Origin of the sequence: Pseudonocardia oceani (assembly GCF_019263585.2) — a bacterium.
In the GTDB taxonomy this organism is placed as follows: domain Bacteria; phylum Actinomycetota; class Actinomycetes; order Mycobacteriales; family Pseudonocardiaceae; genus Pseudonocardia; species Pseudonocardia oceani.
Genome location: NZ_JADQDF010000001.1, coordinates 6,166,973 through 6,190,566 on the forward strand (window position 1 = coordinate 6,166,973; position 23,594 = coordinate 6,190,566).

Annotated in this window: 27 protein-coding genes; 14 read left to right on the forward strand and 13 right to left on the reverse strand. The window is 75.2% G+C overall.

All coding sequences use genetic code 11. From position 1 onward, the window contains the following. Window positions 1-44: 44 nt before the first annotated feature. The gene (locus I4I82_RS30895) at window positions 45-611 is read right to left on the reverse strand and encodes a DNA glycosylase AlkZ-like family protein (RefSeq protein WP_218591996.1); all 567 of its coding nucleotides are present in this window, start codon (window positions 609-611) and stop codon (window positions 45-47) included. A gap of 91 nt (window positions 612-702) precedes the next feature. Between I4I82_RS30895 and coaA the strand changes: the two genes are divergently transcribed. Both coaA and I4I82_RS30905 read left to right on the forward strand, forming a co-directional pair. Further along, complete coding sequence (gene coaA, locus I4I82_RS30900) at window positions 703-1,659, forward strand: type I pantothenate kinase (RefSeq protein ID WP_218591995.1); 957 nt, start codon at window positions 703-705, stop codon at window positions 1,657-1,659. A 17-nt stretch (window positions 1,660-1,676) separates the two neighbouring features. Beyond that, a complete protein-coding gene (locus I4I82_RS30905; protein ID WP_218591993.1) occupies window positions 1,677-2,159 on the forward strand; it encodes a MarR family winged helix-turn-helix transcriptional regulator in 483 nt (160 codons plus the stop codon). A gap of 2 nt (window positions 2,160-2,161) precedes the next feature. Here the strand turns inward: I4I82_RS30905 and I4I82_RS30910 are convergent, their stop codons facing one another. Further along, a complete protein-coding gene (locus I4I82_RS30910) occupies window positions 2,162-2,959 on the reverse strand; it encodes a DUF427 domain-containing protein (protein ID WP_218591992.1) in 798 nt (265 codons plus the stop codon). A 79-nt stretch (window positions 2,960-3,038) separates the two neighbouring features. Here I4I82_RS30910 and I4I82_RS30915 point away from each other — a divergent pair, with 79 nt between their 5' ends. Genes I4I82_RS30915 through I4I82_RS30930 form a run of 4 tightly spaced genes read left to right on the forward strand, consistent with a single transcriptional unit; the run spans window position 3,039 to window position 7,699 of the window. Beyond that, a complete protein-coding gene (locus I4I82_RS30915; RefSeq protein WP_218591991.1) occupies window positions 3,039-3,515 on the forward strand; it encodes a MarR family winged helix-turn-helix transcriptional regulator in 477 nt (158 codons plus the stop codon). Then, entirely contained in the window at window positions 3,512-4,687 is a 1,176-nt protein-coding gene (locus I4I82_RS30920) for a lactate 2-monooxygenase (protein WP_218591990.1), read from the forward strand. The genes I4I82_RS30915 and I4I82_RS30920 overlap by 4 nt, the downstream gene beginning before the upstream one ends. A gap of 40 nt (window positions 4,688-4,727) precedes the next feature. After that, window positions 4,728-6,605, forward strand: a complete 1,878-nt coding sequence (locus I4I82_RS30925; RefSeq protein ID WP_218591989.1) for a serine/threonine-protein kinase — start codon at window positions 4,728-4,730, stop codon at window positions 6,603-6,605. Then, entirely contained in the window at window positions 6,602-7,699 is a 1,098-nt protein-coding gene (locus I4I82_RS30930; protein ID WP_218591988.1) for a heparan-alpha-glucosaminide N-acetyltransferase domain-containing protein, read from the forward strand. The genes I4I82_RS30925 and I4I82_RS30930 overlap by 4 nt, the downstream gene beginning before the upstream one ends. 11 nt (window positions 7,700-7,710) lie before the next feature. Here I4I82_RS30930 and I4I82_RS30935 read toward each other — a convergent pair whose 3' ends face one another. The 5 genes from I4I82_RS30935 to I4I82_RS30955 form a co-directional block, all read right to left on the reverse strand. Further along, window positions 7,711-7,917, reverse strand: coding sequence for a hypothetical protein (locus tag I4I82_RS30935; protein ID WP_218591987.1), 207 nt, complete (start codon window positions 7,915-7,917; stop codon window positions 7,711-7,713). 114 nt (window positions 7,918-8,031) lie between these two features. Next, window positions 8,032-10,296 carry an ATP-binding cassette domain-containing protein gene (locus I4I82_RS30940; protein ID WP_218591986.1) on the reverse strand — a complete coding sequence of 755 codons (2,265 nt, stop codon included), beginning with the start codon at window positions 10,294-10,296 and terminating at the stop codon, window positions 8,032-8,034. Next, window positions 10,293-10,748 carry a nitroreductase/quinone reductase family protein gene (locus tag I4I82_RS30945; protein WP_226370348.1) on the reverse strand — a complete coding sequence of 152 codons (456 nt, stop codon included), beginning with the start codon at window positions 10,746-10,748 and terminating at the stop codon, window positions 10,293-10,295. Before I4I82_RS30945 ends, I4I82_RS30940 begins: the two co-directional genes overlap by 4 nt. Then, a complete protein-coding gene (locus I4I82_RS30950; protein WP_218592543.1) occupies window positions 10,745-11,458 on the reverse strand; it encodes a DUF8817 family protein in 714 nt (237 codons plus the stop codon). Before I4I82_RS30950 ends, I4I82_RS30945 begins: the two co-directional genes overlap by 4 nt. Window positions 11,459-11,534: 76 nt before the next feature. Then, on the reverse strand, window positions 11,535-12,119 hold the full coding sequence (locus I4I82_RS30955; protein ID WP_218592544.1) for a PadR family transcriptional regulator: 585 nt from the start codon (window positions 12,117-12,119) through the stop codon (window positions 11,535-11,537). Between the two features lie 109 nt (window positions 12,120-12,228). Here I4I82_RS30955 and I4I82_RS30960 point away from each other — a divergent pair, with 109 nt between their 5' ends. After that, window positions 12,229-12,858 (forward strand): DUF4232 domain-containing protein, encoded by a 630-nt coding sequence (locus tag I4I82_RS30960; protein ID WP_218592545.1) that lies wholly within the window; start codon window positions 12,229-12,231, stop codon window positions 12,856-12,858. On the opposite strand, the gene I4I82_RS30965 is transcribed toward I4I82_RS30960, so the two are convergent. After that, complete coding sequence (locus tag I4I82_RS30965; protein WP_172162691.1) at window positions 12,859-13,266, reverse strand: DUF2000 domain-containing protein; 408 nt, start codon at window positions 13,264-13,266, stop codon at window positions 12,859-12,861. It abuts the gene before it with no gap. A gap of 49 nt (window positions 13,267-13,315) precedes the next feature. On the opposite strand from I4I82_RS30965, the gene I4I82_RS30970 reads away from it, so the two are divergent. Then, window positions 13,316-14,098, forward strand: coding sequence for a helix-turn-helix transcriptional regulator (locus I4I82_RS30970; protein WP_218592547.1), 783 nt, complete (start codon window positions 13,316-13,318; stop codon window positions 14,096-14,098). A 14-nt stretch (window positions 14,099-14,112) separates the two neighbouring features. Here I4I82_RS30970 and I4I82_RS30975 read toward each other — a convergent pair whose 3' ends face one another. After that, on the reverse strand, window positions 14,113-15,054 hold the full coding sequence (locus I4I82_RS30975; protein WP_218592548.1) for a hypothetical protein: 942 nt from the start codon (window positions 15,052-15,054) through the stop codon (window positions 14,113-14,115). A gap of 71 nt (window positions 15,055-15,125) precedes the next feature. Here I4I82_RS30975 and mgrA point away from each other — a divergent pair, with 71 nt between their 5' ends. Next, window positions 15,126-16,154 (forward strand): L-glyceraldehyde 3-phosphate reductase, encoded by a 1,029-nt coding sequence (gene mgrA / locus I4I82_RS30980; RefSeq protein ID WP_218592549.1) that lies wholly within the window; start codon window positions 15,126-15,128, stop codon window positions 16,152-16,154. Window positions 16,155-16,473: 319 nt separating this feature from the next. Here mgrA and I4I82_RS30985 read toward each other — a convergent pair whose 3' ends face one another. Next, window positions 16,474-16,986: a CGNR zinc finger domain-containing protein gene (locus I4I82_RS30985; protein ID WP_218592550.1), complete on the reverse strand. Its 513-nt coding sequence runs from the start codon at window positions 16,984-16,986 to the stop codon at window positions 16,474-16,476. Between the two features lie 204 nt (window positions 16,987-17,190). On the opposite strand from I4I82_RS30985, the gene I4I82_RS30990 reads away from it, so the two are divergent. The 4 genes from I4I82_RS30990 to I4I82_RS31005 are packed head-to-tail and all read left to right on the forward strand — an operon-like array spanning window position 17,191 to window position 20,326. Beyond that, complete coding sequence (locus tag I4I82_RS30990) at window positions 17,191-18,156, forward strand: NAD-dependent epimerase/dehydratase family protein (RefSeq protein ID WP_218592551.1); 966 nt, start codon at window positions 17,191-17,193, stop codon at window positions 18,154-18,156. After that, on the forward strand, window positions 18,153-19,319 hold the full coding sequence (locus tag I4I82_RS30995) for an FAD-dependent monooxygenase (protein ID WP_218592552.1): 1,167 nt from the start codon (window positions 18,153-18,155) through the stop codon (window positions 19,317-19,319). Before I4I82_RS30990 ends, I4I82_RS30995 begins: the two co-directional genes overlap by 4 nt. Window positions 19,320-19,339: 20 nt before the next feature. Then, complete coding sequence (locus tag I4I82_RS31000; RefSeq protein ID WP_218592553.1) at window positions 19,340-19,969, forward strand: TetR/AcrR family transcriptional regulator; 630 nt, start codon at window positions 19,340-19,342, stop codon at window positions 19,967-19,969. A gap of 33 nt (window positions 19,970-20,002) precedes the next feature. Beyond that, window positions 20,003-20,326, forward strand: a complete 324-nt coding sequence (locus I4I82_RS31005; RefSeq protein ID WP_218592554.1) for a hypothetical protein — start codon at window positions 20,003-20,005, stop codon at window positions 20,324-20,326. 102 nt (window positions 20,327-20,428) lie between these two features. Here the strand turns inward: I4I82_RS31005 and I4I82_RS31010 are convergent, their stop codons facing one another. The 3 genes from I4I82_RS31010 to I4I82_RS31020 all read right to left on the reverse strand — a co-directional run bounded on the left by I4I82_RS31010 (window position 20,429) and on the right by I4I82_RS31020 (window position 21,608). Beyond that, a complete protein-coding gene (locus I4I82_RS31010) occupies window positions 20,429-20,635 on the reverse strand; it encodes a DUF3072 domain-containing protein (RefSeq protein WP_218592555.1) in 207 nt (68 codons plus the stop codon). A gap of 176 nt (window positions 20,636-20,811) precedes the next feature. Further along, window positions 20,812-21,297, reverse strand: coding sequence for a bacterioferritin (bfr, locus tag I4I82_RS31015; protein ID WP_218592556.1), 486 nt, complete (start codon window positions 21,295-21,297; stop codon window positions 20,812-20,814). Between the two features lie 125 nt (window positions 21,298-21,422). Beyond that, the gene (locus tag I4I82_RS31020; protein ID WP_225920730.1) at window positions 21,423-21,608 is read right to left on the reverse strand and encodes a (2Fe-2S)-binding protein; all 186 of its coding nucleotides are present in this window, start codon (window positions 21,606-21,608) and stop codon (window positions 21,423-21,425) included. 80 nt (window positions 21,609-21,688) lie between these two features. Here I4I82_RS31020 and ligD point away from each other — a divergent pair, with 80 nt between their 5' ends. Then, the gene (gene ligD, locus I4I82_RS34805) at window positions 21,689-23,593 is read left to right on the forward strand and encodes a non-homologous end-joining DNA ligase (RefSeq protein ID WP_218596312.1); all 1,905 of its coding nucleotides are present in this window, start codon (window positions 21,689-21,691) and stop codon (window positions 23,591-23,593) included. The last annotated feature ends 1 nt before the right edge of the window (window position 23,594 follow it).

The following is a 23,594-nucleotide window of genomic DNA, read 5'->3' on the forward strand; positions in this document are numbered from 1 at the left end:
ACGAACTCCTCGGTGCTCGGTCGCGGCCAGTGTAGGCGCGGACCTCAGACGCGGCTGACCGCGACGCCGTCCGCGCCCCGCACGACCGCCAGCCGCCGCGTCTCCTCCTCGATGCCGTCGGGTGCCTCGCCCTGCACGGTCACCTCGAGGCGCCTCCCGCGCTGCTTCGCGCGCCACAGCCCCACCACGTCGACGCCCGACAGCACGACGCCGGGCCCGCCGAGCGCGGTCCAGATGCGCTTGCGCAGCGCCGGGTCGGGCACGACGACCTCGCGGTCGCGGGCCTGCAGCCACGGGTCCGACGGCGGCAGCAGCCGCACGACCGGCGCCGGCACCGCCGCCCGGACCTCCTCCAGCACGTCGGGCTCGACCGCCGCGACGCGGCCGTCGACGGTGACGGGCACGAGGTCGGCGGGTGCGTCGGGGCGCAGCGCGGTGCGGGTCGTGCCGAGGACGGCGGCCAGGTCGGCGGGGGATGCGGTGGAGGAGAAGCGCAGGGGTGTCCTGCACGCCGAGGTCGAGCAGCGCGACGGCCCGGGCGAGGCCGCCCGGTCGACGAGGTCGTGCCGGTGCAGCCGGTGGGCGAGCACCTGCTCACGGGTCAGCTCCATGCGCCCATCCTGCCCAGCGGGTCCGACAGCGGATGAGCCGCACGTCACCCCCGCCTGCCACGGGGCCCGCCGCGATCTAGGTTGTCGGGTCATGAACGGACGCAGCGTGGCGCGCGAGACGTCCTCGCCGTTCGTCGACTTCGACCGGGCCTCGTGGGCGAAGCTCGGCGAGGCGACGCCGCTGCCGCTGACGGCCGCCGAGCTCGACACGGTCCGCAGCCTCGGTGACGAGGTCGACCTCGACGAGGTCCGCGAGGTCTACCTGCCGCTCTCGCGCCTGCTGACCCTGCACGTGCAGGAGGGCGGGCGCCTCTACCGCGCCTACCGCACGTTCCTGGGGGCGCAGAGCGTCCGCACGCCGTTCGTCATCGGGGTGGCGGGCTCGGTGTCGGTGGGCAAGTCGACGACCGCGCGTCTGCTCAAGCTGCTGCTCGCGCGCTGGCCCCAGCACCCGCGCGTGGAGCTCGTCACGACCGACGGGTTCCTGCACCCCAACGCCGAGCTCGACCGCCGCGGCCTCATGGCCCGCAAGGGCTTCCCGGAGAGCTACGACCGCCGCGCGCTGCTGCGGTTCGTCACCGAGGTCAAGGCCGGGCGCGCCGAGGTGACCGCCCCGGTCTACTCCCACCTCGTCTACGACATCGTCGGCGGCGAGAAGCTCACGGTGCACCGGCCCGACATCCTGCTGCTGGAGGGCCTCAACGTGCTGGCCCCCGCGTCGTCGCTGCCCGGGCGGGCGGCGCTGGCCGTCAGCGACTTCATCGACTTCTCCGTCTACGTCGACGCCGCCACCGACGACATCCGCCGCTGGTACGTCGACCGCTTCCTGCGGCTGCGCGAGACGGCGTTCCGCGACCCCGAGTCCTACTTCCGCCGCTACGCCGCGCTCGACGAGGCCGGGGCCGTCGCGCGGGCGGAGACGATCTGGGCGGAGATCAACGGGCCCAACCTGGAGCACAACATCCTGCCCACCCGCGGACGCGCCAGCCTGGTGCTGCGCAAGGGCGCCGACCACAGCGTCACCGGGGTGCGACTGCGGAAGGTCTGAGCTGGCACGATGCCGGGATGGACGCCCGTTCTGACCGGACCGACACCACTGTGCTCGAGGAGGACCTCGACGGCGACAGCGAGCTCACCGAGCTCGCCGCCCACCTGCGCCTGGCCGTCGGCCGGCTGCACCGCCGCATCCGGATCGACGGGCGCGAGTCCATCCCGCCGCTGCAGCTCTCGGCGCTGGTCACGGTCGAGACGGCCGGGCCGCTGCGGCTCTCCGAGCTCGCGCGCCGCGAGGCCGTCACCGCCCCCACGATGAGCCGCGTGCTCTCCGCCCTCGACGAGCAGGGCCTGGTCGTGCGCGCCCCGGATCCGCAGGACGCCCGCGGGGTGCTCATCACGCTCTCGGCGCTGGGCGCCACGAAGCTCAACGAGGTGCGCACGACCCGCACCGCGCTCGTCGCCCGCCGCCTCGCCCGCCTCGACGGGGCCCAGCGCAGCGCCCTGGCCGCGGCCCTGCCGGCGCTGGAGGCGCTGCTGGTGGACGACGAGTAGTCCTAGATCTCTGCGCCGTCCACCACGGTGCGCAGGTCGTCGTGCAGGAAGCTGTGGTGCCCGGCGATGCGCGCCGACTCCGGCAGCGGGTCCGGGTAGCCCCAGGCGGCGTCGGTGAGGACGCGCCCGTCGGCCAGGTGCACGTCCCAGTAGCTCGACTCGCCCTTGTAGGGGCAGCGCAGGTGCGTGTCCGACCGCTCCAGCCGCGCGCGGACGTCGCCGGGGGCGAGGTACCAGCGGGTGGGCAGCCCGGTCTCGTCCAGGCGCAGCGGCGCGTGCGACTCCGCCACCAGCTCGTCGCCCGCGAAGACCTGCACGTGCCGGCTCGTCGGGCGGACGTCGATGCGGGTGAACGGGTCGGTGAGGTGGCCGAACACCTGCTCGTCCTCGTCGTACCAGGCGTCGGCGGCCTCCCAGTAGAGCGACGACAGGCCGGTGAGCCAGGGCGCGCCGGGCACCGGCTCGGGGTACGTCCACAGCGCGTCGGGCACCTCGCGGTCGCCGATCCGCAGCGTGCGGTAGGTGGCGTCACCCTTGAACGGGCAGTGCGTGGCTAGCTCCGACGGCACGAACGCCGATGTGTCGAGGTCGGCCTCGGGCACGTAGAGCCGGGGGAGCAGCGCGGTCTCGTGCAGCAGGACCCCGGCGACGGTGTCGAGCACGGTCCGACCGGCGAACTCGGCGCGCACCCGGCGCGGGAACGGGTGCATCAGCAGTTTGTGCGCGGGCCCGTCGATCGCGTAGTTGACGGTCTGCGGGGCGCGGGGGGACAACGGTCCGGCGGAGCGGGTGAGACCCATGACTCCTCCCAACGCCGCACGGGCCCGTGCGCATTCCGACGCCCGGTGATCGCCCCGGAACGCGACCTAGAATGCGTTCGTGCCGTCCGGTCCTGATCGCGTCCCGATCGTCCCCGGCAGCGCCGTCCTGTCCCGCGTCGAGCGCGAGGTCACCGTCCTGCTGCGCCGCAGCATGGAGGACGTGTGGGCGGCGGGGTACGGCAGCGACCCGGCGGTCGACCGGTTCACCTACTCCGTGCTCGCCCTGCTCGACGAGCACGGACCGCAGGACCTCACGACCCTGACCGCGCGGCTCGGGCTCACCAAGGCCACGGCGAGCCGCCGCGTCTCCCGGCTCTCCGGGGCAGGGCTGGTGGAGACCGAGCCGGAGGGGCGGGCGATGCGCGTGGCGCTGACGCCGGCGGGCGACGCGCAGGTCGCGCGCGTGCGGGGCGGGCGCGCCGCGCGGCTGGGCGAGGTGCTCGCGGGCTGGTCGACCGAGGACGGCGACACCCTCGCGGCGCTGCTCCACCGACTCAACACCGACCTGGACAGCCACCGTAGGTTGCCCTCATGACGGTCCCGTTCTCCGCCTACGCCGCCGAGATCTACCTGCGCGGCCTCGGCGACGAGGTACCCCGGTTCCCGACCGACCCCGCGCAGCTCGAGGCCGCGGCGCGCGCCGTGCTGACCGACGGGCCCTACGGTTACGTCGCGGGCGGCGCCGGGCAGGGCTCCACGATGCGCGCCAACCGCGCCGCGTTCGACCGGCACGCGTTCGTGCCGCGGATGCTGCGCGACACCACCGCCCGCGACTGGTCCACCACCGTCCTGGGCACGGCGATGCCGGCGCCGCTGCTCACCGCGCCGGTCGGCGTCATGTCGATCCTGCACCCCGACGGCGAGCTCGCCGTGGCGCGCGCCGCCGCGTCGCTGGGCGTGCCGATGGTGCTGTCGACGGCGTCGTCGTTCGCCACGGAGGAGGTCGCGGAGGCCTCCGGCGACGGGCCCCGCTGGTACCAGCTGTACTGGCCCACAGAGGACGCCGTCACCGTCAGCCTGCTTCACCGCGCCCGCGCCGCCGGCTACACCACCCTCGTCGTCACCCTCGACACGTGGACGCTGGGCTGGCGCCCGATGGACCTCGACGGCGCCTACCTGCCGTTCCTGCGCGGCGTCGGCACGGCCATCCCGTTCTCCGACCCGGCGTTCCGCGCCGGGCTGGCGAAGGCGCCCGAGGACGACCTGATGGCCGCGGTCGGGCGCTGGGTGCCGATGTTCACCGGCACCGCGCTGCGCTGGGACCGCCTCGACCTGCTGCGCGAGCACTGGGACGGGCCGATCGTGCTCAAGGGCGTGCAGCACGTCGACGACGCGCTGAACGCGCTCGAGGCCGGCATGGACGGCATCATCGTGTCCAACCACGGCGGCCGGCAGGTCGACCGCGCGATCGGGGCGCTCGACGCGCTGCCCGGCATCGTCGGCGCCGTCGACGGGCGGGCGCCGGTGCTGTTCGACTCGGGCATCCGTACGGGCTCCGACGCCGCCGTCGCGCTGGCGCTGGGCGCCGACGCCGTGCTGCTGGGCCGCCCGATGGCCTACGGGCTGGCCCTGGGCGGCGAGGACGGCGTGCGCCACGTGCTGCGCAGCGTCCTGGCCGAGCTGGACCTCACGCTCGCCCTCGCCGGGTTCGCCGACCTCGCCTCGCTGCGGGCGGCCTCGGACGCGCTGACCCGCGTGATGCCATAGTGGGAGCGGTCGAGGCGGCGAGCATCTGTGGGAGGACGGCGTGGACGGGGTCACCGCGCTGGTCGCCGGCCTGATCTCGGGGTTGCGGGCGCTGCTCGACACCGACGTCGTGTTCGGCGGGTGGGCGTGGGCGATCACGGTGCTCGGCATCGTGGTGGGCCTGCTGCCCGCCGCGGGCGCGTTCGTCCTCGCCGTCTGGCGCAAGGGCATCGGGTCGTCCTACGGGGGCCTGCGCGCCGTCGGGATCGCCGTGCTGGGCGTCGTCTCGGCGGGGCTGCTGCCCTGGACGGTGTTCACCGCCACCGGTGACGTCGTGCGGTCGGCGGCGGCGGGCACGCAGGTCACCGGACTGCGCGAGTCCGACGTCGCCGCGCTCGCCGAGCCCCTGCCCGTGCCGTTCGCCGACGTCGTGTTCTCCTCGCAGGGCGACTACCTGGCCGGGCTGTCGGTCCGCCAGGCCTTCGACCCGTCCGACCCCGCCGCGTTCGGCCTCGCGATCGGCGTGCTCGCCGTGCTGCCGCTGATCGCGGTCGTGCTCGTGCTGGTCCAGGCCCGGATCGCGCTGCGCCGCGGCCCGGCGTGGCCCGCCAAGCTGTTCTGGCTGCCCGCGCTCGCCCTGCCGTTCCTGACCGCGGCCACGCCCGCGGGCTCGTCCGGGCACCTCTGGATCGGGGTCGTGGCGGGCGCCTTCGTCGGGATCTTCCTGGTGCTGCTGGCCGGGCGGCCCTCGCGGGAGCGGGTGCGCCGCTCGCTGGAGCCCGCGGCATCGCGCCGGTCCGAGGGCCCGCCGCGGGGGGCCGACCCGTACCCGCCGCGGCCCGAGCCCGTCCGCACGCCGATCCGCAGCACGCCGGTCCGCACGAAGCCTCCGGCCCCGACGCGGCCCGAGGACGTAGGCGCCGAGCGCTCCAGGCTCGCCGAGCGCTTCGCCGCGCGGCCCCCGGAGCCGCTGGTCTCGCCGCCGCGGTCCGGCGTCGGGCCGACGCCGACGCTGGTGGCGCCGGGTCCGCTGCTCGGGGGAGCGCTCCTGGGCGGGGCCGCGGCCGCCGCCGGCGCGCGCCGGGGCGAGCCCCGCTTCCGGATGATCCGGCGGCTGGGGCAGGGCGGCTTCGGCAAGGTGTGGCTGGCCCACGACGCACAGCTCGGGCACCCGGTCGCGCTCAAGGCCGCGCACGCCCCCGACGGCGAGACCGAGGAGCGCATCCGCCGCGAGGCCACGGCGCTGCGGTCGGTCCGCCACCCGCACTGCGTCCGGATCTTCGACCTGGTCGACGCCCGCAGCGACCCCGGCCTCGCCGAGCTCGACGGGCTCGTCATCGTGATGGAGCACGTCGAGGGCACGCCGCTGGGCGAGCTGGTGCGCTCGCGCGGGCTGCTCGACGACATCGCCGCCGCCCGTGCGTGGGCGTCGGTCGCGGGGGCGCTCGACGCCGCCCACCAGCGCGGGGTGATGCACCGCGACGTCAAGCCGGGCAACGTGATCGTCGACGCCGCCGGGTACGCGCACCTGATCGACTTCGGCATCGCCCGGCGCACCGGTGACGCCACGCTGACGGTCGCGGGCTTCGTGCTCGGCACCCCCGACTTCCTCGCCCCGGAGGTCGCGGGCGGGCAGCGCGCCACGCCGCAGTCCGACTCGTGGCAGCTCGCCGCCACCATCTCCTACGCCCTGTCGGGCCAGCCGCCCCGCGGCTCGCACGCCGACGCGGTGTCCGGGCTGCGGGCGGCCGCCGCCGGCGCCCCTCTGTCGCAGCTGCCCTCGCGCAGCGCGCACACCGCGCTGCTCTACGCCGCGATGCACAACGACCCCGCGCAGCGCCCGCCGCTGCGCACGGCCCGCGAGGCGCTGGAGAACTGGCTGCGCAGCGTCGACGCCGCCCCCGACGGGCCCGTCACGCAGGTGACGAACCGGCGGTGAGCGAGGGCGGGCGCCTGCTCGGCGTCGACGCCGCCCGGGCGGTGGCCCTGACCGGGATGGTCGCCACCCACACGCTGCCGCTGACCGGCCCGGACGGCGCGCCGACGCTCACCGGGCTGCTCGCCGACGGCCGGTCGTCCGCGCTGTTCGCGGTGGTGGCCGGGGTCGGGGTCGCGCTGTCCACCCGCGGCGTCGACGACGTCCGGTCGCACGCCGTCGCCGGGGCCGGGCTGCTGGTCCGCGGCGTGCTCGTCGGGCTGCTGGGGCTCGCGCTGGTGGCGCTGCGGCCCCCGGTCGCGGTGATCCTGGCCTACTACGGGCTGCTGTTCGTCGTCGCGGTGCCGCTGCTGCGGATGCGCGCGGGGGCGCTGGCCGCCGGGGCCGCCGTCATGGTCGTCGCGGGGCCGGTGCTGAGCCACCTGCTCCGCGCGGGCCTGCGGGACGGTCCGGGCCCGCAGGCCGGGCTGCCCGCGCTCGCCGACCCGGGGCAGCTGCTCGTGACGCTGTCGCTGACCGGCTACTACCCGGTGCTGCCGTGGACGGCGTACCTGCTGGCGGGGATGGCGGTCGGGCGGCTGGACCTGCGCCGTCCCCGCACCGCCGCGTTCCTGCTGGCCGGTGGGGCCGCGCTGGCGCTCGTCGCGCGGGTGGTGGCGGCGGTGCTGCGGGCCGGCGGGCAGGTGCCGGAGTCGTCGAGCCGCCACTTCGGCTCCACCCCGCCGGGGACGTGGTGGTGGCTGGCGGTCGACGACCCGCACTCGGGCACGCCGCTCGACCTCGCCCACACCACCGGCACCGCGCTGGCCGTGATCGGCCTGTGCCTGCTGCTCCCGCGCGCGCTGCTGTGGCTGCCCGCGGCGGTGGGGGCGATCCCGCTGACCCTCTACACCGCCCACGTCGTGTGGCTGGCCCGCGAACCCACGGAGGGCGGGGCGACCCTGCTGAGGCACCTGGTGGCCGCGGTGGCGGTGGGTGTGGCGCTGGAGCTGCTGGGCAGGAGGGGGCCGCTGGAGACGATCACCGGCTTCCCGGCCCGCCGCCTACGTCACCACCTCCTTCCGCGAACCCGCACTTCGGAGCCGGAACGCGGTTGAAGGCGGCCCCCTCACCGCCTTCCGGCTCCGAGGTGCGGGGGACAGCGCCGCCGAGTGCGGGCAGGGGCGCCATCGTCGGAGGAGTCGGCGTCGGAGGAGTCGGCGTCGGAGGAGTCGGCGTCGGAGGAGTCGGCGTCGGAGGAGCCGGCGTCGGAGGCGGCGAGCAGCAGCTCCAGCGCTTCGCCGACCCCCGAGCGCCGCACCGCGGTCGTGCGCACGTCGCCGTCCGGCGCCACGGCGAGGTCGGCGGTGGCGTCCCCGCCCGCGCCCCACAGGAGCAGCGTCCCGGCCCGCGGCGGGTCGGCCGGGACGAAGGGCGGCGTCGGGAGCCGTCACCCGGTGTGCCGGGCGATGTGCCGCGCGAGGTGCTCCCCGGTGAACGAGCCCGGCGCCCTCAGCAGCGCCGACGGCGGACCCTCGAACACGATCGTGCCGCCGTCGTCACCGCCGTCGGGGCCGAGGTCGATGACCCAGTCGGCGTGCGCGATGACGTCCAGGTTGTGCTCGACGACGATCACCGAGCTGCCGCCGTCGACGAGCCGGTCGAGCAGCCCGAGCAGGTGCCCGCAGTCGGACATGTGCAGGCCGGTCGTCGGCTCGTCGAGCACGAACACGGTGCCCTTCTCGTGCAGCCGGTTGGCCAGCTTCAGCCGCTGGCACTCCCCGCCCGACAGCGTCGAGAGCGGCTGCCCGAGCGTGAGGTAGCCCAGCCCGACGTCGACGACCGACGCCAGCCGCTTGGTGATCTCCTTGGCGTCGAAGAACTCCAGGGCCTGCGCGGCGGTCATGTCCAGCGCGTCGGAGATCGACTTCCCGTCGACGGTCAGGGCGAGCACCGCGTCGGTGTAGCGGCGGCCCTCGCAGTCGGTGCAGGTGGAGCGCACGCCGTCGAGGTAGGCGAGGTCCGAGGAGATCGCGCCGATGCCGTTGCAGGTGGGGCAGGCGCCCTCGGAGTTGAAGCTGAACAGCGCGGGCTTCACGCCGTTGGCCTTGGCGTAGAGCTTGCGGATCGGGTCCATCACGCCGGTCCAGGTGGCCGGCGTCGACCGGCTGGAGGTGGCCACCGCCGACTGGTCGACGACGATCGTGTCCGGGTGCTGCGGCACGAGCACCTCGCGCACCAGCGTCGACTTGCCCGACCCCGCCACCCCCGTGACGGCCACGAGCACGCCGAGCGGGACGTCGACGTCGAAGCCGCGCAGGTTGTGCACCTTCGCCCCGGTGACCCGCAGGTGTCCGGTCGGCGTGCGGGGTGCCTCCCGGACGGTGACGGGCCGGTGCAGGAACTCGCCGGTGAGCGTCCCGGAGGTCTCCAGGCCCGCGACGCCGCCCTCGTAGACGATCCGGCCGCCCTCGGTGCCGGCCCGCGGGCCCAGCTCGACGACGTGGTCGGCGCGCGTGATCACGTCGGTGTCGTGCTCGACGACGAGGACCGTGTTCCCCTTGTCGCGCAACCGGTGCAGCAGGTCGTTCATGCGCCCGACGTCGCGCGGGTGCAGCCCGATCGTCGGCTCGTCGAACACGTACATGACGTCCACCAGCGACGACCCGAGGTGGCGCACCATCTTGATCCGCTGCGACTCCCCGCCCGAGAGCGTGGAGGTCTCGCGGTCGAGCGTGAGGTAGCTCAGCCCCATGTCGATCAGCGCGGCGATGCGGGCCACCGCCTCGTCGACGACGGGGCCGGTGGCGTCGTCGCGCAGGGTCGGGAGCAGCGCGTGCAGGGACACCAGGTCGAGCGAGCACAGGGCGGGCAGCGTGTGCCCGGCGACGGTCGCGGTCCGCGGCCCCTCCGCGAGCCGGGTGCCGTCGCAGTCGGGGCAGCGGATCGAGGTCGTGTAGCGGGCGATGACCTCCTTCTTGCGGCTCGAGGTCTCCTCGACGTCGATGTAGGCGCGGTTGAACCGGGCCTCGACGCCCACGTACTCGAGGTTGAGTGCCTTGCCCGGCCCCGCGACGGCGACCTTCCCGCCCGAGCCGAACAGCAGCTCCTGCCACTCGGCGTCGGTGTAGTCGTGCAGCGGCTTGTCCATGTCGAACCGGCCGGACTGGGCGTGGACGTGCCAGTACCAGCTGTCGACGGCCCAGTCGCGGTGCAGGATCGCGCCCTCGTTGAGCGACTTCGACCGGTCGAACATCACCGCGTGGTCCAGCGCCACCTTTCGCCCCACGCCGCCGCAGGTCGGGCACATGCCGGCCGGGTCGTTGAAGCCGAAGGCGTTGCGCGGGCCGACGTAGGGGGTGCTGCGCCGGGAGAACAGCAGCCGCAGCGCCGGGTTGATGTCGGTGACGGTGCCCAGCGTCGAGCGCGATCCGCCGCCCAGGCGCTTCTGGTCGACGACGATCGCCGTCGACAGGTTCTCGATGAGGTCGGCGTCGGGTTGGCCGAGCCTGGGCAGGAACCCGCGGACGAACGCCGAGAACGTCTCGTTGAGCTGGCGCTGGGCCTCCGCGGCGATCGTGTCGAAGACCAGCGACGACTTGCCCGACCCGGACGCCCCGACGAACGCGGTGATCGCGCGCTTGGGGATCCGGACGGACACCTCGCGCAGGTTGTTCTCCCGGGCGCCGGTGACGGTGATGAACTCTCGGGTCATGCGTCCCTCTCCACGCGGAACACCGGACAGATCCCGGCCGCTGCGGCCAGCGCGTCCGGGGTCGTGTCGGTGACGACCCCGGCGTCGCGCATCATCTCCACCCCCTGCGGCGTCACCGACGGCCACTCCCGCAGCAGCGGCGCGGCGGCCGCGGCGTCGAGCTCGACCAGGCGCACCGGCTCGTCGACCCCCCCGGTGCGCAGCACGGCCCGCCCGCCCGCGGCCCGGACGTTGCGGATCCAGTCGGCCGCGGGGAACCCGCCGACGACGAACCGCTGCCCGTCGCGCTCGCCGACGGTCAGCGGGGTGCGCCGCGGGGTCCCGCTGCGCCGGCCCGGCACCGTGAGGACGGGCAGTTCGAACTCCAGCTCACCGGCCTCCTGCTGCGCCAGCAGCCCGTCGTTCATGCCCTTGATCCACCCGGGCGCCCCGATGCTCGCGATGTCGTTCACCTGTACTCCTCCGTCATCCGTCCCAGTTCTGCCAGTTCATCGGCGTACCGCGCCCTCGTCGCGGCGTCGACGTCGAGCGCCGCCATCTCGGCGAGGGCCGCCGCGGCCCCGGCGCCGTCGCCCGTGCGCACGAGCAGCTCGGCGCGGTAGGCCAGCAGCGGCAGGCGCTCGGCGTCGCTCGCACCGGGGTGGCGGGCGAGCCCCGCGTCGAGCACGGCGAGCGCGGCGGCGTCCTCACCGCGGGCGTCGCCCTGGCGGGCGGCGTTCTGCAGCACCCGCTCGAGCCGGCCGCCGGGCTCGGGCTCGGTGTCGGCCTCGGGCTCCGCGTCCCCGGCGCGGCTGACCCGCAGCCAGTTGCCGCCCGGGTCGACCACCGTGAAGCCCGCGGCCGTGCCCTGACGGCGCCGCGGCCGGGTGATCCGCGGGATGCCGGCCACCGGCAGGCGGCCGAACGCCGTGCGGAGCCCGTCGGCGAAGGCCTCGAACAGCGCCCCGGTGTCGTCGACGAGGAGCAGGGCGCTGCCCATCGAGCCGGCCGGGTCGAACCCGTCGACGGCGAAGAAGTGCAGGTCGATCCCCCCGCGCACCACGCACAGGTACGGGTTGGGCCGGGACTGCCGGTAGGTCTGCGTGAAGCCGAGCGCCGCGTAGAACGGGGCGACGTCGTCGATGTCGCGGCAGGGGAGCAGGGGGACGGTCCGTTCGGTCACCGATCACCAACCCAGGTTGTTCAAACTTGAGTAGGAGCCCGCCAGTGTGCCTGAGGCGGCGCCGAACGGCAAACGACTACGACTCGTCGGCGAGCGTGTACCAGCTCCCGGGGCGGCCGGGGGAGCCCGGCTCGCCCGCCATCGCGTAGGCGCCGGACTCCAGGCGCGCGATCAGGCCCGAGGTCCACTCCACCCCACCGGCCGCCGTGTGCTCCCACAGCACGTAGAGCTCCGACCAGTGCGGGGCGTCGACCCAGCCGTCGAGCTGGGCGCGGGCCTTGTCGCGGATCTCCTCCAGCGCGGCGAGCCGTTCGCGCAGCAGGCGCACCGCCTCGCCCCGGGGGAGGGAGGGGAGCATGGCGAGCGCGGCGCCGAGCTGGTCGGGCTTCGCGTGCGGGCGGCGCACGGCGTCGCGCAGCAGGCGCAGGTACTCGCCCTCGCCCTTCTCGGTGAGCTCGTACTCGGTGCGTCCCGGCACGTCGTCGTGATCCAGCAGCATCCCGGCGTCGGTGAGCGCGCGCAGCGCGTGGTAGATCGACCCCCACTTGGCGTTGGCCCAGTCGGCCGCGTCCCAGGACTGCAGGTCGGTGCCGATGCGGTAGCCGTGGGCGCGCCCGTAGCCGCGCACGATGCCCAGGACGAGCAGGCGGGTGGCCGACATGCCCGACAGGGTATCGCCGGTCACCCGATCGGATCGTTGCGCGATGCAACCGGAAGCGGGTCCGTACGTCTCTCGTTGTGGGAGCAATGACGAGGGATCGGGGGATCTCATGATCAGGACCACACGGCTGACGATGACGGTGGCGGCGGCCTGCGCAGCCGCCGCACTGCTGGCCGGCTGCTCGACGACACCGGCGCAGGCGCCGGACGGTCCGGTCATCGGCTCGTCGTCGGCCCCGGCGCCGACGACCCCACCCGCGGCGGCGCCCGCGACCACGGCATCGGCGTCGGGGGGCACCACCGAGGGCGGTGGCAGCCCGGACCGCTGCACCACCGCCGAGCTGACCGGCTCGATCACCGACGGCGACGCCGGTGCGGGCTCGCGCTTCGCCACGCTGGTGCTCACCAACTCCGGCAACCGGGCGTGCGAGCTGACCGGCTTCCCCGGCGTCTCCTACGTCGCGGGCGACGACGGCCACCAGGTCGGCCCGGCCGCGGCGATGGAGGGCGCGCGCGGGCCCGAGGTCCGCCTGGCCGTCGGGGCCTCGGCGGGAGCACCGCTGCGGCTGGTCAACGTCCAGAACTACGACACCGCGGCTTGCTCGCCGACGCCGGTCAAGGGCCTGCGCGTCTACCCGCCCGGCGACACCGCGTCGCTGTTCGTGCCGATGGAGGGCACGGGCTGCGCGAGCAACCCGCCCGGCGACCAGCTCGTCGTGCAGACGCTCGCGGCCCGCTAGCTAGCCGTGCAGCACGGCCCCGCGCAGCACCTTGTCGACGGCGTTGCGCGGGCCGTGCACGGCGATGCCGACGAGGTCGAGCTTCTCGCGCGCGACGGCCGCCACCGCGGCGCGGTTGGCCTCGTCGTGCCCGGTGGCGAACAGGTCGGCCGTGAACACCGCCATCGGCATCCCGCGCCCGACCGCCCGCCCGTGCGCGGCCGTCAGGACCTCGCGGGTGCCGGCGAACACGAGCACCGGCTGGCGGAACATCGGCAGGTACGGGGTGTCGTCGGCGTCGGCGTAGGGCTCGCCGAGCAGGTCGGGGTTCGCGGCGATCCCACTGGCGAGGAACGCGGTGACGTTGAGCCGCTGCCAGCCGGCCAGGTCGTCGCGGAGCAGGACGGCGATCTTGGTGTCGAAGTGCACGGGACCAGCGTCGCGGCCTGCGCCCCTGCGGTTCTTGTACGTTCGTGACGTGCTGCGCGCCTGGGCGCCCGGCGTCCCGGGCATCACCGAGGTCTTCCACGCGCACTTCACCGACCACGCCTACCCCGTGCACGCCCACGACACGTGGACGCTGCTCGTCGTCGACGAGGGCGCGATCCGCTACGACCTCGACCGCCACGAGCACGGCGCGCTGAGCCCCGCGGTCACACTGCTGCCGCCGTTCGTGGCGCACACCGGGCGCGCGGCGACCGACGACGGCTTCCACAAGCGCGTGCTCTACGTCGACACCGGCGTCATCGACGCCGCGCTGACCGGGGCCGCGGTCGCCGGCCCGAGCCTGCCCGACCCCCTGCTGCGCGCCCGCGTCGACCAGCTGCACCGCGTGCTCCGCGAGCCGGGCACCGGGCTGGAGGCGGAGAGCCGCCTCGCACTCATCGGCGACCGGATCCGCGAGCACCTGCGGGCCGCGCCTGAGCCCGACGGGGCGCCGGGCACGTCCGACCTGGCCCGCGACCTGCGCGACCTCCTCGACGCCCACCTCGTAGACGGCCTCGCCCTGCGCGAGGCCGGCCGCGTCCTGCACGCCCACCCCGCCCACCTGGTGCGCCGCTTCACCGCCGCCTACGGCCTGCCGCCACACCGCTACCTCACCGGCCGCCGCGTGGAGCGCGCCCGCCGCCTGCTGCTCGACGGCGCCGCCATCGCCGACGTCGCGGGCGCGGTCGGCTTCCACGACCAGGCCCACCTGCACCGGCACTTCACCCGCCAGGTCGGCACGACCCCCGGCCGGTTCGCCCGCGGAGCCGGCTGAGCCGGACGGCCGCGTCAGCCGGGCTGGTCCAGGGCGATCGCCACGTCCTGGTTCAGCAGGACCAGGTAGCGCGGCACCAGGTCGTCGGGCACGACGAAGCACGCGGTGCCCCCGTCCGGGCAGGCGGGGAGCTCGACCGTGGTGCCGGTGCCCGTGCCGATCAGGCGCATCGGCGGCGTGCTCCCGCCCCCGTCGACGGCCAGCGGGACCGAGACCGTGGTGAACCCGTCGGCACGGCCCCCCCGCCGCGGCGGGCCCGTCACGGTGAGCGAGACGCCCCGGGTCGTGGCGACGGCCGTGCCGGTGGGCACGACCGCGTCGACGGACCGGCTCGTCAGCAGCGGATCGGGCGACGGGCCCGTCGGCGGGTCGGCGTAGCCCGCCATCGCGTCGGACAGCGGGTACCGCGGGGGACCGCCGTCGGTGCCGGGCCGGATCAACACGGCCGTCAGCAGGATCCCGGCCACCGCGCACAGCACGGGGATCCCGACGGTGGCGCGCGACCAGCCCCACACGCCGAACCCGAGCGCCGCGACCGCCACGACCAGGACCCCCACCCGCAGGCCGACGACGTTCGGCGCCACCGCCACCGGGACCGTCGCCAGCGGGGAGCGCACCGACAGGACCTCCCCGTCGAACGCGGACCGGGTGACCACCACGGGGACGCCCCGGTGCAGGCCCGCGGCGTGCCGCGTCAGCCCCGCCCCGTTGCCCGACCCCGCGAGGTCGATCTCCCGGCCCGCCTCCGTGACGGCCACGACGGTGTGGTCCCGCGTCTTCTCGCCGCGCCCCTCCCGCAGCTCGGTCGACGACTCGCTGATGACGGCCCGCACCTGCTCGGTGGGCGCGGTCGCCTGGCCGACCCACTGCACGGCGACCGTCACCCCCGCGCCGGCGAGGGCCACCAGTGCCCCGCGCACCCACGGCCGGTCGAGGACAACAGGGGGATCGGGCACCCGGTGATCCTCCCGGGCCCGTCCGGGCCGCGACATCGGTGGTCCTACGCACGCCGGTGCAGGATGGGGCGGTGACCTACCTCGCCGACCCCACCCGCTACGACGACGCCGCGTTCCGACGCACCGGGCGCAGCGGTCTCCTGCTGCCCGCCGTCTCGCTCGGCCTCTGGCACAACTTCGGTGACGACAAGCCGCTCGAGACGCAGCGCGCGATCCTGCGCCGCGCGTTCGACCGGGGCGTCACCCACATCGACCTCGCCAACAACTACGGCCCGCCCTACGGCAGCGCCGAGTCGAACTTCGGCACGATCTACGCCCAGGACCTGCGCCCGTACCGCGACGAGCTGATCCTGTCGACGAAGGCCGGCTACGACATGTGGCCCGGCCCGTACGGCCAGGGCGGCGGGTCGCGCAAGTACCTGCTGGCGAGCCTGGACCAGTCGCTCGCGCGGATGGGCGTCGACTACGTCGACATCTTCTACAGCCACCGCTTCGACCCCGACACCCCGCTCGAGGAGACGATGGGCGCCCTCGACACGGCCGTCCGCTCCGGGCGGGCGCTCTACGCGGGCATCTCGTCCTACTCGGGGGAGCGCACCCGCGAGGCCGTCGCGATCCTGCGCGACCTGGGCACGCCGCTGCTCATCCACCAGCCCTCGTACTCGATGCTCAACCGCTGGATCGAGGAGGACCTGCTCGACGTCCTCGGCGAGGAGGGCGTCGGCTGCATCGCGTTCTCCCCGCTCGCGCAGGGGATGCTGACGGACAAGTACCTCGACGGCATCCCCGCGGGCTCGCGCGCGGCGCAGGACAAGTCGCTCTCGCCCGACCTGCTCACCGAGCAGGCGCTGCGCCACGTCCGCGCGCTGAACGACATGGCCGCGGCCCGCGGGCAGTCGCTCGCGCAGATGGCGCTGGCCTGGGCGTTGCGCGACGAGCGGGTCACGTCGGTCCTGATCGGCGCGAGCAGCGTCGAGCAGCTCGACGACAGCCTCGGCGCGCTCGACCGGCTCTCCTTCGACGACGACGAGCTCACGCGGATCGACGAGCACGCCGTCGACGGCGGCATCAACCTGTGGGCGGCGTCGGCGGAGCGCTGAGTCCGGCGCCGACCGGGGTGGGAGTGGACGGCGTCGTCACGGCCAGCTCCACGAACCCCAGCCGGCGCAGGATCCGGGCGGTGGCCGCGGTGGCGTCGACGTCCCGCCGCCCCACAGCCCGGCCAACTCCGGGCCGGGGCCGAGCTCGACGCCACCGGGACGCCGGCGACGTGGGCCACCACGCCCACCGCGGTCGCCGAGGCGAGCAGCTACCGGCCGATCGCGGAGTGGTCGCCGCCGAAGACGGCGTCGTGCGCGCAGCACCGCCCGCGCCGGCGCACCTGCTCGTCGTAGGCCCGCCGCAGCGCCCCGCGGTCCGTCACCGGCTCCGGTGGCGGCGCACGGCGTCGCGGTTGGCGCAGGCGGGGGAGCAGTAGCGCCGGCGCCCGGTGCGCGAGACGTCGGCGAACACCCGCGCGCAGCCGTCGGCCCCGCAGCGCCCCAGCCGGTGCATCCCGCGGCCGGTGAGGTGCAGCGCCGTACCCACGCTGACCAGCGAGCGGACGACCCCGGCGAGTGTCATGTCGTCGTCACGGTAGTGGATGTGCCAGCCGGTGTCGGCGTGGTCGGTGAGCCGCGGGTGCGCGGCCGAGACGGCGAGCAGCGCGTTGAGCGCGCGGGCGCGGTCGGCCGGCTCGGGGGCGTCGACGATGCCGGTCCAGGCGTCGAGGTACTCCCGGACCTCGGTGAGGTCGGCCTCGCGCACGGGGGCGTCGACGACCAGCCCGGCGTCGAGGCAGCGGGCCCGCAGGGCGTCTGCGGAGGCGGGAGGCCGGTTGACGAGGTCCACGGCGAGGAGAACCGGGTCACGCCCGTAAGGGTTGATGTGCACAAGAGCATTACAGCAGTGTCGACGGCATGACGCACCAGTGGTCCACCGTCTCCCGGCACCTCACCTCCGAGGGCCTCGTCTCCTACCAGCGCTGCCCGTGCGGGCGGTGGCGGACGCTGCAGGACGGCGTTCCCATCGGCGCCCCCGTCCGCTCTTCCCGGAACGGTCCGATTAAGATACGGTAGCGTTTCTTAGGAGGACGACATGAGCGATCTGCACGTGGTGGTGGGCGCGACCGGGGGCACCGGCTCGGCGCTCGTCCGGGAGCTGGTGCGACGGGGGCACCGCGTCCGCGCGGTGAGCAGGCGCGGCGGTCCGGCGCCCGCCGGCGTGGAGGTGACCACGGGGGACGCCGTCGACGCCGCCCGGATGCGCGAGGTGTGCGCGGGCGCCACCGCCGTCTACAACGCCGTCAACCCGCCGTTCGACCGGTGGACCACGGTCTTCCCGGCCGCCGTCCGCGGCACCGTGGAGGGCGCGGCCGCGGCCGGGGCCCGCCTGGTGTTCGCCGACGACACCTGGATGTACGGGCGGGTCGAGGCACCGATGACGGAGTCGACACCGGTCCGCCCGGTCTGCCCGAAGGGCGTCCTGCGGGCCTGGCTGGCCGACACGGTCCTGGGCGCGCACGCCCGCGGCGAGTGCCGCACGGTGATCGGGCGCGCGGGCGAGCTGTACGGGCCGGGCGTCGAGTCCCTGCTGGCCGCGGGCCTGTTCGGCGCGGCGGTCGCGGGCCGGCCGCTGCGCTGGATCGGCGGGCTCGACCACCCGCTCACCCCGACCCTCGTCGACGACTTCGCCGCGGTCCTCGCCACCCTCGGCGAGGCGCCCGACGACGCGCTGGGCCGCGTCTGGCACGTCCCGCACCCGGAGCCGACGACGGGGCGCGCGCTCGTGGCGCAGATCCGGGCCCGCACCGGCGGCCGGGCGCCGCTCGTGCGGATCGGCTCGCGCGCCGGGCGCGCACTCGGTCTGGTCTGGCCGCTGGCCCGCGAGGGCGCCGAGCTCGTCTACCAGTTCGAGATGCCGTTCGTGGTCGACGGCTCGGCGTTCGCGGCGCGGTTCGGGTCCGGGCCGACGCCGTACACCGGGCCGACGCCGTACACCGACGGCGTCGACCGCACGCTCGCCGCGTACCGCGCGGCGGCCGCCGGAGGGCGGGCGGCATGAGGGCGGTCGTGATCGGCGCCGGGATCGGCGGGCTCGCGACGGCCGCGGGCCTGCGGCGGGCCGGGGCCGACGTCGTCGTGCTGGAGCGGGCGGCCGAGCTCCGGGCCGTCGGGGCCGGACTGTCGTTGTGGCGCAACGGGTTCACCGCGCTCGACGCCCTGGGCCTCGGCGACGCCGTCCACGCCCGCACCTCAACCTCGGCCGCGGGGCTGCAGGCCGGCCAGCGCACGCCCGGCGGCCGGTGGCTGGCCCGGCTGCCCGCTGGCGCCGTCGCCGACCTCCGCGTCGTGCACCGCGCCGACCTGCAGGAGGTCCTCGCCGCCGCGGCGGGTGAGGTCCGCTGCGGCGTCGAGATCACCGGTGTCTCGCCCGACGGGCGCACGGTCACCCACACCGGCGGGACCGAGCACGTCGACCTGGTCGTCGCCGCCGACGGCATCCGCAGCGCGGTCCGCGCCTCCTGGCCCGGCGACCCCGGGCTGCACTACTCGGGGTACTCCGCCTGGCGCGGCGTCACCCGCACCCCGGTCGACCTGCTCGGCGCCGCGGGGGAGACCTGGGGGCGCGGGCTGCGGTTCGGCCTGGTCCCGCTGCGCGACGGCCGCGTGTACTGGTTCGGGGTGCGCTCGATGCCCGCCGGCGTCCCGCCGCACGACGAGCACGCCGCCGTCCGCGACGCCTTCGCCGGCTGGCACGCGCCGATCCCGGCCGTCCTCGACGCGACCGACCCGGACGCCGTGCACCGCCTCGACATCCACGACCTCGCCGCCCCGCTGCGCACGTTCCGGCGCGGGCGGTGCGTGCTGCTCGGGGACGCCGCGCACGCCATGACGCCCGATCTCGGCCAGGGCGGCGGGCAGGCGCTCGAGGACGCGGCGACGCTGGTACGGCTGGTCGCGGGTGCGCCCGCCGGAGGCGCCGGGGGACTGGGACAGGCCCTGGACCGCTACGACGCCCTGCGCCGCCCGCGGACCGCCCGGCTCCTGCGCACCGCGCGCCGGGTCGGGGCCGTCGCGCAGGCGTCGTCGCCGGTGGGCGCCGCGGTGCGCGACGGCGTCCTGCGCCTGCTGCCCGACGCGTGGACGGCGTCGCAGGTGGCCGCCGTGCAGCGCTGGGAGCCCCCGCCCGTCGGGGCCGCCGTGCAGCCGGGCAGGGCGGGCTGAGCCGGGTGCAGGATGGGGCGGTGAGTCCCGACGCCTCCGCTCCTGCCGCCCCGGACACCGTCCCCGCCGCCCCGGCCCGCCGGCGCCGGGGCGCGGAGCTGGAGGCGGCGATCCGCCGCGCCGTGCTCGACCTGGTCACCGCCCACGGGCCCGGGGGAGTGACGATGGAGGCGGTGGCCGCAGCGGCCGGCACCTCGAAGCCGGTGCTCTACCGGCGGTGGCCGGACCGGGCGTCGCTACTGAGGGACGTGCTGCTGCACGTGGCCACCGGATCCATCCCGGCGCCCGACACCGGGCGGTACCGCGACGACCTGCTCGCCGTGCTGCGGGGCTGGGCCGCCACGCTGACCGACCCGGCCACCGCACCGGTCGTCGGCGCGATCGTCGCGGCCATGCAGCAGGACCCGGAGCTGCGCACCGCGTTCCGGGACGGCGTCATCGGCTGGCGCAAGGCCGAGATGGCGCGGCTGATCCGGCGGGGGATCGACCGGGGGGAGCTGCGCCCCGACGTGCCGGTCGAGTTCGCCCGCGAGCTCGGGCAGGGCGTGCTGTGGCACCGGTTCCTCGTGACGGGCGACCCGATCGACGACGAGGTCGTCGTGCGCATCACCGACGAGATCGTCATGCCGTTCGTGGCGGCGCGGGGCTGACACCCCGGAGGGTCGGCTGGAAGGATCACCGGCATGTTCGGCATCCCCATCACCCCGCACCCCGACGGCTCGTTCCGCGCCACGGCCATGGTCGAGGCCGGCCGGTCCTCGGCCGTCGTCAAGCGCTCCTGGGTCACGTTCGGCTCGACCTGGGGCGGGAGCCACGTCCTCATCACGGCGCTCGACGACCACGGGCACGTCATGCCGCGCGGCGTCCTGGAGGCCGACGTGCCCAACAACCGCCGCGTCGTGCTGGAGATGCCGTCGGGTGCGGTGATGGTGACCGTCGAGGGCCGGACGGACCCCGGCGCCGTACCGGCCGCCGGGGTGTCGGAGATCTGGCGCGACTACGACTGATCGGCCCGGGGAGGCCCCGTGGACGGGACCCCGCGGATCGAACTGTCATAACCTCGATTATCGGATATCTCGAGGAGCCGCCGGGAGGGGCTGGTCGAAGGGCTACTGGCCCCGGCCGGTCCGTGACTGCAGCTCGTCGATCATCTTCGAGGCGTCGGCCTTCGACAGGTCCGCGGGAACATCCTCACCGGCCTCCGTGGCCAGCGTCTGGAGGTAGGACTTCTGGGCGCCCGTCATGGGCTCGTCGCCGGTGGTCCAGTCGTCGGGATCCTTCTCCGCCGTGGCCGGGACATCGTTCTTGTCGGTCATGGTTCGAACGTATCTTCGAACGCCCCTCCCCGCACCTCGGACGGCCCCCGCAGGGGTGCGCGGGAGTCCGCGCGGCGGCGGAGACCTCGACCCCGACGCAGGAAAGCCACGTTCCTGCCCTCTGCGGGCCTGAACGTGGCTTTCCTGAACTTCGAGGTGGCGCCAGGGGTGACCGGTCAGCCCGGGTTCGGGGGCTGGTCGACGAGCTGGGCCAGGTACAGCGGCTCGCCGAGCTTCTCGATGAGCTCGAGGTTGGTCTCGATGTAGTCGATGTGGTGCTCCTCGTCGGCGAGGATCTCCTCGAGCAGGGCCGCGGTGGTGGCGTCGCCCTTGGCCCGGCACATCATGACGCCCGGGCGCAGCCGCTCGACGACGCCGAGCTCGATGGAGAGGTCGGCCTCGAGCTGCTCCTTGACGGTCTGCCCGATGCGCAGGGTGCCCAGGCGCTGGTAGTTCGGCAGGCCCTCGAGGAACAGGATGCGGTCGGTGATCTTCTCCGCGTGCTTCATCTCGTCGATGGACTCGTCACGCGTGTAGGCCGCGAGCTTGGTCAGCCCCCAGTTCTGCTGCATCTTCGCGTGCAGGAAGTACTGGTTGATCGCCGTGAGCTCGCTGGTGAGCTGGGCGTTCAGGAGCTCGATGACTTCGGGGTCGCCACGCATGAGTGAGAGTGTCCTCGCGTCGGGGAAATCGGTCGAGGACGACGGTAACCGGCCGCCCGGACCACTCCGGACGCAGGATGACCTGCGGCGAAGCGAGGATGGCCTTCGTTGCGGTGAGGCCGCCCTCAGGCGGTGGCGGGCATCTCCGACAGCTCGGAGGGCGCCAGCGCGGCTGTGAGGAGGGTGTCGATGTGGCCCTGGCAGCCGCCGCAGCCGGTGCCGGCCTCGGTGGCCTCGCCGACCTCCTCGACGGTGCGCGCGCCCCGCCCGATGCACGAGCGGATCTGGCGGTCGCACACGGCGAAACACATGCACACGTACACAGCCACCCCTTTGTTCAGGTAAGGCTATGCTCCCATTCGATCATCGGGCAGCGCAATAGGCTGTGCGCGTGCCGCTCGACGAGTACCGCCGCAAGCGCGACTCCGCCCGCACGCCGGAGCCCGTCCCGGAGCAGGACCGCCACGCCGAGGGCCCGGGCACGCGCTTCGTCATCCAGGAGCACCACGCCCGGCGGCTGCACTGGGACGTGCGCCTGGAGCGCGACGGCGTGCTCGTCTCGTGGGCGGTGCCCAAGGGCCTGCCGCCCGACGACGAGACCGTCCGCCTCGCCGTCCGCACCGAGGACCACCCCCTCGAGTACCTGGACTTCCACGGCGAGATCCCGGCGGGCGAGTACGGCGGCGGGACCATGACGATCTGGGACACCGGCACCTACGAGACCGAGAAGTGGCACGGCCGGGAGGTCGCCGTCGTCTTCCACGGCGAGCGAGCGAAGGGCCGCCACATCTTCATCCGGACCGGGCGGGGGGAGAACGACTGGCTGCTGCGCCGCTCCGACCCCACCCCGCCCGGCCAGGAACCGCTCCCCCACGACGCCCGCCCGATGCTCGCGACGCCGGGCCCGCTGCCCGGGGGCGACGACTGGTGGCTGCAGCCCGGGTTCGGCGGCCGTCGCGTGATCGTGCGGGTCGAGGGCGGCCGCGCCCGGATCACCGACGCCGACGGCGAGGACCTCACCTCCTCGCTCCCCCGCCTGCGCGGGCTGGGCCCGTCGCTCTCGGCCACCCGCGCCCTGCTCGACGGCGAGCTCGCCCCGGGCACCGACGACCTGTGGATCGGCGACCTGCTGCACCTGGACGGCCGCGACGTCGCCGGTCTGCCGTTCCACGAGCGCCGTGCGCTGCTCGACGCGCTGCCCCTGGCGGGCGCCCACTGGCGCCCGGCGCCGGTGTTCCCCGGGGCGGGCGCGGAGGTCGTGGCGGCGGTGGCGCAGCAGGGGCTGCCCTCGGTCGTCGCGAAGCGGGGGGACTCCCCCTACGCGCCGGGCCCGAGCGACGACTGGGTGGAGGTGGCCACCGGATCGGGCGGGCCCGCACCGGAGGCGCCGGCGCCGCCACGGCGCACGGGCGTCGGCAAGGCGCGGCTGACCAATCCCGACAAGGTGCTCTACCCGCTCACCGGCACCACGAAGGCGCAGGTGCTGGAGCACTACCTCGCCGTGGCCGAGGTGATGCTGCCGCACCTGCGCGACCGGCCGGTCACGATGGTCCGCTGGCCCGACGGCGTCGAGCGCGGCTCGTTCTTCGAGAAGGACGTGTCCCGGCACGCGCCCGCGTGGATCCGCACGGCCCGCGTCGGCACCCCGGGCGGACGCTCGGAGAGCGCCGACTTCCCCGTCATCGAGGACGTCAAGGGCCTCGCCTGGGCGGCCAACCTCGCCGCGCTGGAGCTGCACGTGCCCCAGTGGCGCGTCGGCCCGCGCGACGGCCGGCACCTGCCCGACCTCGTGGTGTTCGACCTCGACCCGGGCGAGGGCACCACGGTCGTCGACTGCGCGCGGGTCGCGCTGCGCATCGCCGAGCGCATCGCCGACGACGGCCTCGTGGCCTACCCGCGCACCAGCGGCGGCAAGGGCATGCAGCTCTACCTGCCGGTCCGGGTGTCGCGGGCCGAGCAGACCTCGGAGTTCGCGAAGGCGCTGGCCGAGGAGCTCGCCTCCGACGACCCGAAGCGGGTCACCGCGGTGATGGCGAAGGCGCGCCGCCGCGGCCGGATCTTCGTCGACTGGAGCCAGAACAACCCGCACAAGACGACGATCGGCAGCTACTCGCTGCGCGGTCGCGCCCGCCCGACGGTGGCCACGCCCGTCACGTGGGACGAGGTGGCCGCCTGCCGGCGCACCGAGGACCTCACGTTCACCCTGGCCGACCTGCCCGCGCGGATCGCCGAGCACGGCGACCTGATGGCCCCCCTGCTGGGCGAGCCGCAGCGGCTGCCCCGCCTAGGCTCCTGAT

Coding starts and splice junctions, on each gene's coding strand:
- I4I82_RS30895 (WP_218591996.1), bottom strand. CDS start 611: ATGGAGCTGACCCGTGAGCAGGTGCTCGCCCACCGGCTGCACCGGCAC.
- coaA (WP_218591995.1), top strand. CDS start 703: ATGAACGGACGCAGCGTGGCGCGCGAGACGTCCTCGCCGTTCGTCGAC.
- I4I82_RS30905 (WP_218591993.1), top strand. CDS start 1,677: ATGGACGCCCGTTCTGACCGGACCGACACCACTGTGCTCGAGGAGGAC.
- I4I82_RS30910 (WP_218591992.1), bottom strand. CDS start 2,959: ATGGGTCTCACCCGCTCCGCCGGACCGTTGTCCCCCCGCGCCCCGCAG.
- I4I82_RS30920 (WP_218591990.1), top strand. CDS start 3,512: ATGACGGTCCCGTTCTCCGCCTACGCCGCCGAGATCTACCTGCGCGGC.
- I4I82_RS30940 (WP_218591986.1), bottom strand. CDS start 10,296: ATGACCCGAGAGTTCATCACCGTCACCGGCGCCCGGGAGAACAACCTG.
- I4I82_RS30955 (WP_218592544.1), bottom strand. CDS start 12,119: ATGTCGGCCACCCGCCTGCTCGTCCTGGGCATCGTGCGCGGCTACGGG.
- I4I82_RS30960 (WP_218592545.1), top strand. CDS start 12,229: ATGATCAGGACCACACGGCTGACGATGACGGTGGCGGCGGCCTGCGCA.
- I4I82_RS30990 (WP_218592551.1), top strand. CDS start 17,191: ATGAGCGATCTGCACGTGGTGGTGGGCGCGACCGGGGGCACCGGCTCG.
- I4I82_RS30995 (WP_218592552.1), top strand. CDS start 18,153: ATGAGGGCGGTCGTGATCGGCGCCGGGATCGGCGGGCTCGCGACGGCC.
- I4I82_RS31005 (WP_218592554.1), top strand. CDS start 20,003: ATGTTCGGCATCCCCATCACCCCGCACCCCGACGGCTCGTTCCGCGCC.
- I4I82_RS31010 (WP_218592555.1), bottom strand. CDS start 20,635: ATGACCGACAAGAACGATGTCCCGGCCACGGCGGAGAAGGATCCCGAC.
- bfr (WP_218592556.1), bottom strand. CDS start 21,297: ATGCGTGGCGACCCCGAAGTCATCGAGCTCCTGAACGCCCAGCTCACC.
- I4I82_RS31020 (WP_225920730.1), bottom strand. CDS start 21,608: ATGTGTTTCGCCGTGTGCGACCGCCAGATCCGCTCGTGCATCGGGCGG.